The 13020-nt window shown below is 67.3% G+C and carries 8 protein-coding genes; 2 read left to right on the forward strand and 6 right to left on the reverse strand.

The window, feature by feature from the left end; translation table 11 throughout:
- Window positions 1-335 precede the first annotated feature (335 nt).
- Window positions 336-1655: an alpha/beta hydrolase gene (locus ACZ4O3_RS42945; protein ID WP_467727836.1), complete on the forward strand. Its 1320-nt coding sequence runs from the start codon at window positions 336-338 to the stop codon at window positions 1653-1655.
- Between the two features lie 20 nt (window positions 1656-1675).
- On the opposite strand, the gene ACZ4O3_RS42950 is transcribed toward ACZ4O3_RS42945, so the two are convergent.
- Window positions 1676-3511, reverse strand: a complete 1836-nt coding sequence (locus ACZ4O3_RS42950; protein WP_467727837.1) for a HAMP domain-containing sensor histidine kinase — start codon at window positions 3509-3511, stop codon at window positions 1676-1678.
- Window positions 3504-4211, reverse strand: coding sequence for a response regulator transcription factor (locus ACZ4O3_RS42955; protein WP_385002149.1), 708 nt, complete (start codon window positions 4209-4211; stop codon window positions 3504-3506). The genes ACZ4O3_RS42950 and ACZ4O3_RS42955 overlap by 8 nt, the downstream gene beginning before the upstream one ends.
- A gap of 587 nt (window positions 4212-4798) precedes the next feature.
- Here ACZ4O3_RS42955 and ACZ4O3_RS42960 point away from each other — a divergent pair.
- Window positions 4799-5440, forward strand: coding sequence for an alpha/beta hydrolase family protein (locus tag ACZ4O3_RS42960; RefSeq protein WP_385002146.1), 642 nt, complete (start codon window positions 4799-4801; stop codon window positions 5438-5440).
- Window positions 5441-5584: 144 nt separating this feature from the next.
- On the opposite strand, the gene ACZ4O3_RS42965 is transcribed toward ACZ4O3_RS42960, so the two are convergent.
- From ACZ4O3_RS42965 to ACZ4O3_RS42980, 4 genes are all read right to left on the reverse strand, one after another.
- On the reverse strand, window positions 5585-7951 hold the full coding sequence (locus tag ACZ4O3_RS42965) for a glycosyl hydrolase family 95 catalytic domain-containing protein (RefSeq protein ID WP_467727839.1): 2367 nt from the start codon (window positions 7949-7951) through the stop codon (window positions 5585-5587).
- 92 nt (window positions 7952-8043) lie between these two features.
- Entirely contained in the window at window positions 8044-10392 is a 2349-nt protein-coding gene (locus tag ACZ4O3_RS42970; protein WP_467727841.1) for a GH92 family glycosyl hydrolase, read from the reverse strand.
- Window positions 10393-10717: 325 nt separating this feature from the next.
- Window positions 10718-11533, reverse strand: a complete 816-nt coding sequence (locus ACZ4O3_RS42975; RefSeq protein ID WP_467727842.1) for an alpha/beta fold hydrolase — start codon at window positions 11531-11533, stop codon at window positions 10718-10720.
- 40 nt (window positions 11534-11573) lie between these two features.
- Window positions 11574-12689, reverse strand: a complete 1116-nt coding sequence (locus ACZ4O3_RS42980; protein WP_467727843.1) for an NADH:flavin oxidoreductase — start codon at window positions 12687-12689, stop codon at window positions 11574-11576.
- Window positions 12690-13020 lie beyond the last annotated feature (331 nt).

Genomic DNA, 13020 nt, shown 5'->3' on the forward strand with positions numbered 1-13020 from the left:
GGACGAGCCCGGAGCCGGGCTCCGCGGAGGGCGGGTTCCGGGCCAATTCCGCCGCACTGCGCGTCTGCCTCACATCCGGACGCACCAGGGCGGATATGTCTCAATTTTCGCGTGCGCTGGCTGTTATCTATCGGGTCATCTAGTGGTCAGACCAGTATGAAAACGCGCGCTCGGCATGTCAACGGTTACCCGCGCGCCAGGTCAGGGAGAGCCGACAGGAGGCAAACAGGTCGCTGACATTCCTCCCGCATACTCACTCCGCCGCGGATCGGCCCGGGCTCCCGACCAGCCGGTCCCGCCGTACGAGACTCCATGCCTCATCGAAAAGGGACCGTATGCCTGCCCACCGTGCACACCACTCGCGAGCTGGCTCCCGCACCAGCCTCTGGTCGTCGGCCGCCGCCCTGCTCGCGGGCGCGACGCTTCTCGCACCCGCCGGCGCCGCCTCCGCCACCCAGCTATCGGCGGCCGGGGTACCCACACACACCACCGCGGTGGAAGCGCCGACCGCCGTTGTCAGCAGTGCCGAATACCACCTGGGCGACCAGGCCTTCGCCATCCCGGGATCCGAAGGAGCTTCCTCCGAACTGACCGGGATTGTGCACTATCCCAACTCTCTAGGCACCGGCAGGCACCCGGTTGTGGTCATTCTGCACGGACTGGCGAACTCCTGCGACGACCGACAGGCGTGGGCCGCCCTACAGAAGGCACAGGAGGCCGGCGACGAGGACGAGACCGTCAGGCAGGTCGGCTACCTCAACCAGTGGCCGTGCCGGGACGGCGTCGCCCCGCTGGCGAGTTACCGCGGCTACGACTACCTCGGCGAGCGCCTGGCCAGGCAGGGCATCGTCACCGTGTCCGTCAGCGCAGACGGCGTCAACGCCGCCGGACTGTTCGGAAACGACGACATGAGTGCACGCGCCGCTCTCGTCAACCGGCACCTCGAGATGTGGGCACAGCTCGCCGAACGGGGAACCGGTCCCCTCGCCGGTAAGTTCACCCGCCCGGGGACACGGCAGCCCGTCTCTGTCGACTTCCGCGGGCGGCTCGACATGAAGGACATCGGCACGATCGGGCACTCGCGGGGAGGCGCAGCCGTCCAGTGGCACTCTTCCGCGACGCACCGCAAGGACTGGCCGGACGGGGTCAGGATCAAGGCAGTTCTGCCGCTCGCCTCGGCGATCCTCGGTGACGGGACACCTGATCAGTACCTCCCCGCCCCGGACATCCCGTTCATGGACACCTTCGGCACCTGTGACCGAGGAGGGTTCAGCAGCATCTCCGAGGGCGACTACTTCTACAAGAAAGCGGTCGCACGGCCGGATCAGCGCGCCGTCGTCCGCACCGTCCACCTGGGCGGCGGGAACCACAACTTCTTCAACACACGCTGGTCCCCAAGCAGCGGAGTGGCGGGCGCGGCGGACGACGCGTGGCACGACGGCCCGGCCGGCACCTGTGTCAGTGACGCCGATGACACCACCGACATCCCCCAACTGTCCGAGACCACCCAGCGCCATGCCCTCGCGACGTACGCCACGGCATTTTTCCAGCGGTACCTCACCGGCGACACCTCATTGAACCCCGTCCTGAACGGCGAGACGCACCCTCTGGGCCCGGCCGTGCCGGTAGAGGTCTCCACGTTCGTTCCGAAGTGATGTCGGCGGCGGGTAGGCGCTTAGGCACCGGATCCCTGGACCGTCCGTTGCTCGACGGTTGCATCAGGCAGGCGCAACGTGAATGTCGTACCGACGCCGACCTCGCTGCGTACGGCGACGTTGCCACCGTGCGCCTCCGTCAGCTTCCGCACGATCGCCAGCCCCAGCCCGCTGCCGCCGGTGTCGCGGCTGCGTGACTTGTCGGCACGCCAGAAGCGGTCAAACACGCGGGGCAGGTCCTGCGGCGATATCCCCGTACCCGTGTCCGCCACCTCGATCACCGCGGCGTCGGCGGTGATCATGAGCTGCACGTCAACCGAGCCGCCCGGCGGGGTATGGCGGACCGCGTTGGAGACCAGGTTGCCCACGGCCTGCCGTAGCCGGACGGGATCGCCGTGGAGCCAACGCTCGGCTGGCGCGGTCGCGGTGAGGCGGACACCCGCGGCGTCGGCCTGAGCCCGGTGGGCTGTGGCGATCTGGGTGATCAGCTCACCCGCTTCAAACTGCTCCGGATGCAGGCGCAGCCGCCCCGCCTCCGCTGCGGCGAGGTCTTGCAGGTCGTCGATGACGTGCTGGAGCAGGATCGCCTCCTCGTGCAGGGAGCTGAGGAACGCCTCGTCCGCCGGGGTGTGTCCGTCCTGGGCGGCCTCCAGCCAGCCGCGGATGTTGCTCAGAGGGGTACGCAACTCATGGGCGACGTCACCGACCATGGCCCGGCGCTCGTGCTCCAGCCGGCTGCGGTGGGCGGCCATGTCGTTGAACGTCTCGGTCAGCCGCCCGATCTCATCGCTCGTGGTGACGGGAACACGTACCGTGTCGTCCCCGTCCTTGAGCCGTTGTGCCGCGGCGGTGAGCGCGTGCAGAGGGCGGACGAGGCGCGTGGCGGCGAGGGCACTGACGCCGAACGTGAGGACAAGCACGAGGCCGGCGGCACCGGCGACGCGCGCGAGATTGGTGCCCGACGGCTGGAACCGCTGCGAGGTGGTCGCCGGCGAGGCGAAGAACAGCCGGGCCGACGGTGACACAGACGAGCGCAGCAGGCTCTTGCGACCTTCGGTGATGCAGGGCTGGATCTGCCGGGCGCCGCCCTCACGGGCCGGCCCCGGCTCGGTCGGCGCCTGACGCCAGGAAAAGTCGGGAAGCACCTCCACGGCTGTGAGCCCGGTGTGCTGGAGACAGGCGTTGACCAGCGAGTCGAGGCGTCGCAATGCGATGCGTTCCGTAGGGGTGGGGCGCTCCAGCCGGCCGCTGTCGCAGACCGTTGCGGAATCGTCGTTCGAGGCAGTGAAGGTGCGGATGATGGGGCGGCCACTCGGGGTGTGCGTCACGGAGGTCTCCACTCCCTGGCTGCGTAGGCACTCGACCTGATGGAGGGCATAGCCCTCCAGGGTCCTGCGCTCCCGCCAGGTCAGCCGGAACGGACCGGTGGCCCGGGGGTCGATGGGATCGGCCCGGTTGACGGAGAGGGGGTCTACGATCGCCCACGCCTGCTCAGGCAGGGCCCCCGACTGCGGTGAGCTGTCTGCGATCAGGGCACCGTTCTGGGTGGTGAGGGCGACCCGGCGGCCCGTCCGGTGCGCCAGGTTGCGTACGACGGGTGCGACGCCGTCCCAGTTCGCATGCGTGGCCGCGTAACCGGTCAGCGTGTCCAGCAGCAGGGTGTCGTCGGCGAGGAGCTGCCCTTGCTGCTTCTTGATCGCTCCAGAGGTCGTCCGGACGGCGATCCATGCGGTGGCCGAGACCGAACAGACGGCGACGAGGGCGGAGACTGTCAGCAGCCGTACCAGAAGTCCGCGGAGACCCGTGCGCCGGGCGGCACGTCGCCACCTTCCCCGCGTGGGACGGCTGTCATCCATGGCAGGTCCCTGCAGTGAGTTTGTAGCCCACGCCGTACACCGTGATCAGCCGGCTAGGTCGTCCCGGCGATGTCTCGATCTTCTTGCGCAGGTTCATTATGTGCGTGTCGACGGTTCGGCTCGAGACGAAGCGGTCGATGCCGTGCAGTTCCTCGAGGAGCTGGCCGCGGCTGAACACGCGCTCCGGCTGGGCGGCCATCGCGCACAGGAGCCGGAACTCCGCGGACGTGAAGTCCACCTGGCGTCCGTCGATCGTCGCCGTGTGCCGAAGCGGGTCGAGGGTCACCGCGCCGACGGTGAGCACCGCGGCGTCGGCGTCGGGTGCGGTCCGACGGTGGGTACGGCGCAGCAGTGTGCGGACCCTGGCCGCCAGCTCGCGCGGGCTGTAGGGCTTGGTGAGGTAGTCGTCGGCTCCGAGGTCCAGCCCGAGAAGCAGGTCGTCCTCCGTGGACCGCGCGGTGAGCATCAGCACCGGCAGCTCGTGGTCCTCGGCGCGCAGGATGCGCACGACGTCGAGACCGTCCACCCTCGGCATCATCAGGTCTAGGACCAGGAGGTCGGGTGCCGCCCGGCGGATGTGGTCCAGCGCCTCACGGCCATCGCGCGCGACCACCACGCGATGCCCCTCGCTCTCCAGGTAGATCCGGGCGAGACGGGCCTGTTTCGCGTCGTCCTCCGCGACCATGACGTATGCGCACACCCTGCCGAGAATAGACAGAGGCACGCAGGGTCAGTCCCCGGGACTGGGACGCTGACCTCCTGCCGACTTCCGCATGACATGTTCCTCACATTTGTGCGCCACCGTTCCGTGAGCAATCGGGTGCGTACTCGGCCCCGGTCGGCGGGGACGGCCCGGTGCAGCCCGATATCCCGCTGACGTTCCAGAACCGTGTCGAGGACCTCGCCCCGTACCGCCCGCGAGCGCGAGGACCTAGGACGTCCACGTCGGCCGGCGCGAACAGACCCCCACCCGCCCTCAAACGATCGGGAGCGTCCTTGCCCACCCCATCCTTCTCATTCCTGCGGCGCACAGGTGTCCTAGCACTGGCGGCCGCCACCGTTGCGGCACTGGGCGGCTGCGCCTCAAGCCCCACACCGGCGAGCGCCTCCTCACAGACTCAGGGCGCTGCGGCCCCGTCCCCGTCCAAGCCGGCTTCGACGCCCGCCGAACCTCCTGCGGACGAGCCGTTGGCACCACAGAGCCCCGCCTCCTACAAGCCGGCCGACCCCCCGCTGACCGCCCGAACCGCCACCGGTCAGCTGGTGAACAAGTGTGTACCTAAGCGTTTGTGGAACAGCGTCAGGACGCTCACCACGAAGGACGGCAAACACCTCTCCACCCTGATCCTCGGCAAGGGCACCAACGTCGTGTACTTCGGCCACCAGTACGGCGGACAGATATGCAACTTCCTCGATCTCGCCGAGGAGATGGCTGCGCGCGGATACCGCGTGATCCTCCCAGAGTTCCGCGGCTACGTGGCGTCCGAGGCGGCGGAGACCTCCAGCCCATTGGACATGAGGGCGGCCTTCGACGAGCTTAAGACCCTGCACGCCAGCCACGTGTTCCTGGCCGGAGCATCGTGCGGCGGCACCACCGCCGTCGTCGAGGGCGTCAGGAGCGGCATTCCCGTCGTCGGGTTGCTGCTCCTGTCGTCACCCGCACGCTGTGACGGTGACGCCGTCTCCGCTGTGAAGAAGATCGAGCAGCCCTCCCTCTTCATGGTCGCGCAGGATGACATGCAAGGCCGACACGAGAAGCAGCTCCGCGAGGTCTACGACGCCTCCCCGGCCAAGGAGAAGCAGTTCGTCGTGGTGGACGGCGAGGCCCACGGGACCCTCATGCTGTACGGGGACGACGCGGCCGACGCCCGGCGGACCAAGGTCATCGACTTCATGGCCCGCACGTACGCGGCGGCCCTGCGCAGGTAGCCAGGCAGGCGAGGGCGTGTCGTACCGTGACGGGGACGGCCCGCGACGTGACCGCGCGACAGAGGCCCACTGCCGGGTGGTGCCGGTCCACCGCCGCGCGCTGCGGTGGACCGGCACAAGGAGGGTTCCGCGGCGGCCGGTTGCTCAGCGCAGCCCGACCTTGACGGACTCTCCGGCCCTCAACGAGATCTTCTTGCGGACCGTCCCCGCCCGCAGTTCGGTCTGTGTGCCACCGACACTGCGGATCGTCGCCGCGGTCGCTTTGCCGTTCTTCCAGGAGAAGTCCACCGTGAACCCGCCGCGCGCGCCCATCCCGGTGATGGAGCCCTCGGAGGACCATGCCTCCGGCAGTGCCGGCAGCAGTTCGATGACACCTGGCCGCGAATACAGGAGCATCTCCAGCGCGGCGGTCGGGCCACCGAGGTTGGCGTCGATCTGGAAGATCGTGTAGCTGCCCTGGCTGTACATGTCGAACCAGTTCGCCGAGGTGCCGTTGCCGTTGTTCATCGAGGGGCGCAGCACGGTGAGGTAGAGCTGATAGGCCTTCTCCGCGTCCTTCAGCCGTGACCAGCACAGGGACCGCCAGGCGCAGGCCCAGCCGAAGCTGTCCATTCCTCTGGCTTTCAGCAACTCTTCCACGCCCTTGACCAGTTGGGGCGAACTCGTGTCCACGGAGATGCGGTCGCCGGGGTAGAAGCCGATCAGGGGTGAGAGGTGACGATGCGTGGTTTCTCCGAGGTTCTCCGGGCTCATCCACTCCTCCAGCCAGCCGGTTTTCGGGCTGACCCGGGGAAGGTAGAGGCGAGCCTGCATCGCTTCCAGCTCCGCCGCGAGGTCCGTGTCGCGCTTCAGTTCGCGGGCCGCGACGGCGAATTCACGGAAGAGCTCCCACGCCAGTTCCTGTGCGTAGGTGTTTCCCTTGCCGTCCGGTCCATGCTCCGGCGACCAGGAGGTGTCGTCGATGAGGACTTCGCGGGATGACCCGTTCGAGTCGGTGACCTCTGTGGTGATCAGTCGTGACTTCCAGAACTCGGCCGCCCCCTTCAGCACCGGATAGATCGTCTCCAGGTACGCACGGTCCTGCGTGTATTCGTAGTGTCGCCACAGCGTGGCACAGAGCCAGGCATTACCCGAGGGGTGCCAGGCCCAGCCGCTGCCGCCGTGGATGTTGGTGGAGAAGGCGATCGCCCAACCGGCGATCTTGCCCGAGGTGTTGCGGAAGCGGTTGTTGGGGTTGTTGTAGAGCCGCCGGGTCACATCGGTCCAGACGGGCAGCTGTGACCTGCAGTAGCGGGCGAGCGCCTGCGTGTTGTCGCCCAGCCCCGCGGGATCGGCGAGCCAGTAGTTCATCTGGACGTTGATGTCGGTATGGTAATCGGCGTACCAGTCGGGGTTGTTGTTGTGGATCCACAGTCCCTGCAGGTTCATGGGTAGCCAGTCCCTGGACCCGGTGATGGTCAGGTATCGGCCGTACTGCACGTACGCGGCTTCCAGTTCAGGATCCGGGGTGGAGGCGTCGGTGTGTCGGACGGCTATCCGCGACCACGAGTCCAGCGACCGCTGCACCTGGGAAGACCTGCCCAGATTGATCGAGAAGCGGTCGTAGAGGCGCCGGTAGTCGGCCACATGGGTGGCGAGGAGGGCGGCGCCTGGCACCTTCGCCGCTGCGGAGACCTTCGTACGGGCTACTGCGAGCGGGTCTACGGCGGGGTCCCGGAAGTCCTCGCCTGCGTCGGGGGAGTAGTCGGTGCCCGCGCAGACGGTGATAAGCAGCTCGCGGCACCCGGAGAACGACAGCTTTCCGCCTTCCGTCCGGATGGTTCCGGTCTGGCTTACCGCCGTCACCGCTGCCGCGTACCGCAGGCCGTTCTTCAGTTTCGCCGCGAAGGACAGCTGTTTGCCGTTTGCCCACGTGTCCTCGCCGTGAGTGCCTTCCAGCGAGATCACGCCAGTGTGGGTGCCGCCTCCCGAGAGGTGGATCACGATGACGTCGTCGGGGTGGCTAGCGTAGATCTCCCGGCGGAACCGCGATCCACGGTGCTGGTAGGTCGCGGTGAGCACACCGTTGCTCAGGTCGAGTGTGCGTCGGTACTCGCTCGTCTCCTGTGCGGTGTGGCCTGTCAGTGCGATGCGGAGTTTGGCCAGCAGTCCGAAGCTGCCGAAGTCGTCGGGGCCGTAGGGAAGTTGTCCGTCATCGGTGAGGGTGTCGTTGCGTCCGCCCGTCCAGAAGGAGCCGTCGGTGATGTAGAGGAAGTCGTCCTCCGGGTCACAGCCGACGAGGGCACCCAGTCTGCCGTTCCCCACGGGAAGCCCTTCCTGGATTATGTGCGACTCGTGTGCCGGTTGTCGGTACCAGAGGGTGGTGGCCTCGGTCTCCGGAACAGTGTCCACGTGGGAAGGGCGCGCTGGATCGGCGTGCGCCGTGAACGCGGGCAGCGCGCCGAAGGCGGCGAGACCGCCACCGGCGGCACCGGTCAAGCGAAGGAAGTCACGGCGTGTGGAAGCAGGCATGGAACCGATCCCTTTCGGCGGGCAGGCATTTCGGGGACAGTTGTGAGTTGTGAGGTCCGGTCGGACGGCCGACGGGAGCCGGGCGGCCGGTCTCACAGTCCGCTGGGGGGTGCAAGCTCGGGCGCGGCGCCCCACCGCTTGTTCGGCTGCGGTCCCATGGTGAGGGCCAGGCGGCCGCCGGCGGTGATCTCCTCGTGGCGCAGCCACGCACGCCGCAGCGGCCTGCCGTTGAGCTCGGCCGACTGCACGTACAGGTTGTCCGCGGAGTTGTGCCGCGCGTGGATCGTGAAGCGGGTGCCTCGGCTGGTGCGGTAGACGACCTCGTCGAACAGCGGGCTGCCGAGCGCGTAGACGCCGCTCGCGGGCGCGACCGGATAGAAGCCGGAGGCGGCCATCACGTACCACGCGGACATCTGCCCGCAGTCGTCGTTGCCAGCCAGGCCGGCCGGACCTGTGGCGTAGGCGTGTTGACACACGAACCGGGACCACTTCTGGGTGAGCCAGGGCGCGCCGGCGTACACGAACAGGAACGGCAGGTGGTGGACCGGTTCGTTGGAGTGGTTGTAGGCGTTGTTCCACCGCATCATGTCCTCGGGCGGTGTCTGCTGGAACAGCGCATCGAGCCGTTCGACGAAGTTCTGCCGGCCCCCCATCAGGTCGATCAGACCCGGCACGTCGTGCGGAACGAACCAGCCCTGCTGTGCGGGATTGGATTCCACGCAGCCCTCGTTGTCGCCCATCCACGTGCCGTCCGCCCTGCGGCCCCGGAACCAGCCGACCTCGTCGTTGAAGAGGTTGCGGTAGTTGCGCGACGTCCGCTGAAGGAGCCGGGAGTCCTCGTGGTGACCCTTGGCCAGCGCGAACCGGGCGAGGGCGTAGTCGGAGTAGCTGTTCTCCAGAGTCTTCGACAAGCTGGTGTCCACACACCAGCCCAGTCGGGTCCAGTTGTCGAAGTCGTTGCGGTTGGAGCGTTCGGGGGGACCGAGCGCCACCTCCCGGCACAACCGGTAGGCCTGGTCGTGGTCGAAGCCCCGGACCCCCTTGACGTACGCCTCGGCGATCACGTTGACGGCCGGGTCGCCGACCATGGTGTCCGTGTCGGTCCCGAGCAGTTCCCAGCGTGCGAGCCCCTTGACCATGCCCGAGGCGGTCAGCTCCAAAAGAGAGTTGACGGTATCGCTGACGACGGACTCGTCGATGATGGTCAGCAGCGGGAACTGGGCGCGAAAGACGTCCCAGCCGCTGAAGACCGTACGCCGGCGGAAGGTGGCACGGCCGGGTAGGGGCGCCGACCTGCCGTCTCCGGTGGCGCCGCTGGGGATGGTCCCGCCGCCCGAGCCGTCGTTGTCTGTGTCGTCGAAGACGCGAGGGTCGATCATGGTGTGGTAGAGAGCGGAGGAGAAAATCTCGCGCTGCTCAGCCGTTCCGCCGGTGGCTTCCACGCGTCCGAGCGCCGTCGCCCAGGTCCGCCGCGCCGCGGCACGTACCGCGTCGAAGTCCCAGCCGGGCAAGTCCGCCGCCAGGTTGGCGCGAGCGCCCGCCACTCCGTTGAAGGAGACGCCGGCCTTGAGGAGGACCTGCTGTCCGGCGGTGACGGGGAACTCTACGAAGAATCCCGCACTGTCTCCGGTGCTCTGCTGCGCGCGGGCCTCACGGTCGACCCGGTCACCGTTCCATACGCCGAAGGTGCGCACCGGTTCCCGGAAGCGCATCGAGAAGTGCACGCTGTACTCAGGGCCGTTGCCGCAGATCCAGCCGCCCCCGGAACGGTCGTTGGTGAGTGTGCCCTCCACGGTGTGATCGTCGGTCAGCCGCAGATCCTGGGTGACGGTGTGGGTGCCGTCGAAGCCGATCCGCCGGGAGAGGTCGACCTTGATCCTGCCGGTGCCGGCCTCGTGGAAGGTGAAGCGGAGGAAACCAGCACGCTCCGCGGAGGTCAACTCCGCTCGGACCGCGTAGCGGCTCAACTCAGCGGCGTAGTAGCCGGCTTCGGCAACCTCTTCTTCCTTGACGAAGGGGCTCTTCGCCGCGTCACGGCCGGTGACTAGGGCGCCGGTCTGCGGCATGACCTGGACCTGTCCCAGGTCGCCGTAGCAGCCGATGCCGCTCAGGTGGAGGAAGCTGAAGCCCTCGATGGTCGTCATGTCGGCGGAGTACCCGCTGCCGTTGTCGCCGCCGCTGACGGTATCGGGGCTGAGCTGGACAAGTCCGAAGGGCCTCACCGCACCGGGGAAGGTCTTGCCGCACGCCGTGTCGGCCGAGGTAGTGAGCGCACCCGTCAGCGGGTCGACGTGCGCGACTCCCGTACGTGGGGCGGTTCCCGTGTTTGGGGCGGTGACGGCCGCCGATGCCGAGCCGGGCGGAGCGGTGCTGCCGAGGGCAATGCCGCTCCCGGCGGCACCGGTGAGACGGAGGAAGTCACGGCGGGAGGCAGGAAGCACGGATGGATCCCCTCAGGCGAGGCGCACGGATTAATTCATAAATTAATGAGGCTGCGAGGGAGAGGCAATGGCCGTGCATGCAAAAGATCCGATCTATCGATCGTAAAATCTTCTCACAAATGCCACATTTGGAATTATTGTGACGCAATTATCGGATGAGTGAGGGGTATTGATCTGCGCCGAGCGCCTTGGGTGAGTGCGTCTGCTGTGGCTCACCGGCTGCCGCCGCCAGCAAAGCCATCTCGCTTCGTTCGTGGATCGCGGTAGAAGGAGACCGACTGCGGTGGCGTGTCCGCGTGTTGACGCGGAAACCCCGTGCTCTGGATTACTGGCTCGCCCGGGTGTCCCAGGACGTGCCGCCCGATGGCGCCGTCTGGCGGTGCATGAAGTCCTCGAGCGTGCGATTGAACGTTGCCGGATCCTCCAGGTAGGGAAGATGTCCGCTCTCGGGGAGGCGGGTGATCGTTGCGTTCCCGGCGAGCGCGGCCAACTGCTCGGTGGATGAGGAGGGGACGAGGCGATCTCGCTCTCCGACGATCAGCTGCACGGGGACGACCAGTCCACGGAACTCCTCCACCTGATCGGCTTCGTCAACCTGGTGGAAGATGGCATTCACGTGTGCGGGATCGATGCGATCTGCCGATGCCAGAAAGCCACGCGCTATCCCGGCGTGTCCGGAGACTCCCATCCCCTTGAGCAGCAGCTGGGCCCATTCGCGAACGCCACCCTGACGCAGGAGCAGATCGTAGAGCTCGACGCGTCGTTCGTGCTCGCGCGGCGGAAGTTCCAAGTACCCGTTTACGATGGTCAGGCGCCTGACACGGCGTGGCGATCGTGCCGCGAGCGTGATCCCCACTCTGGCACCCATCGCCAACCCTACGACCGACACTTCGTTCACCCGAAGGTGGTCGAGTACGGCCTGAGCGGCATCCGCGTACTGCCTGAACGGGACTTTCGTGCCCGTGGATCGCCCGTGGCCGGGGAGGTCCAGGGTGATCACGCGGTGATGCTCCGCAAAGGCTCGGCGCTGGTGCAGCCAATTGTTCGCGCTGCCGCCCAGACCGTGGAGGAACAGGATCGCGTCGCCGGTGGAGCCTTCGTCGGTGTAGTGCAGGGTCTCCCCGAGCCAGCTCAGTTCCATTGCCGCGCTCCCTTCCCTCCGCGTACGGTCAGTCCGCTGCTCAGCGGCTACCGGGTCGGACGAAGTCGCCCCAGCCGCGAAGATGGCTGATGAAACGCTCGCTCAGTCCACCGCTCCGCAGGAAGTCCGCGGGGACGGGGAGGGCCGGACTTTCGTGCTCGAAGTCCGACTCCACCAGGACGGGGCAGTTCCGCTCCAGGATGCCGGCCCGTCCGATCAGCACGAAGTCGCATCCTTCGTCCAGCAGCCGACCGGCGCGCTCGGCACTCCTGATGCGGCCTGCTGCGCCCAGGCGCACTCCCTTCCGTGGCAGATCGGTGAAGACGCTCAGCATCGTCTGGCCTCGGAACGCACCCTCGTGGACGATCTGGTTGTAGTCCCACAGGGCGAGATCCAGGTAGTCGATCAACTCCCGATCGAGGATCTCCGCGGTCATCTCCCGAAGCTCCTCGATGCGCAGGCCATACCGCTCGATCGACAGGCGCCATCCGATCTGGAAATCAGGTCCGCACTCCCGACGGATTCCCTCGATCACCTCGATGGTGAAACGTGCGCGGTTCTCCAGACTGCCCCCGTACTTGTCCGTCCGGTCGTTCAGCATCGGGGACATGAACTCCGACAGGATCCATCCGAAGGCGCCGTGGACCGCGACGCCGTCGAATCCGGCCCTCTCGGCCCTCTTCGCACCCGCGATGAAGCTGTCACGGATGCGCTCCACCTCTGCTGTCGACAACGCGGCGATGCCGGGCAACGTGCGGTTGGAGGCGGGCGAGGGCACCCCTCCGAAGTACGGATTCGCGCGATGCCCCGCGTGGTGAAGCTGAACCGCCGACAAGCCGCCGCCCTCGCGAATTGAGTCAGCTACCTCCGTCAGTCCTGGCAGGTGCTTGTCACTGAAGATTCCCGGCTGTCGAGCGCACGCAATTCCACTGGCCTCGACAATCGTCGCGCCCGTCTGGACCAGCCCGTAGCCGCCCTGGCCAAGCTGTCGCATCCAGTCTTTGTCGAACTTTGACAAAAACCCAGAGGGCTCGCTCTGCTGACTTGTCAGCGGCGCCATCATGAACCGGTTTCGCATCGCGGGACCATGCAAAAGCGGGAGCGGCTCGAAGAGGTCTGCAACAGTCACGGAGATCTCCAGTTCGGTAGTGGTCAACCAGCGGATGGGTACCGCCGGCCCGTCACGCGACGGGGCAGTGATGCTCAGCCCACCCTTACACCTTCACATCAATGTGAAGGCAAGTCCGTAAGCATGTGATTGATTTTTGAAGCATGCGCAGCACCTTCTCGTGGCGACCCCTCGATCCACGTCGTAGGGCGGCGCCGGTGCAGTTCTGGGGTCGGGTGGTGTTCCGGCGTGGGGCCGGGCGGGATGACCGCAACCGCGCCGCCGCACCTGCCCCAGAGCTGGGCGGCCCCGCGACATCAGCTTAATCCGCATGCCTGCGGTCGAGGGATCAGCGGGAGAAGGCGGTCCCAGAGATCCC

This window comes from Streptomyces sp. NPDC026515 (assembly GCF_055567595.1).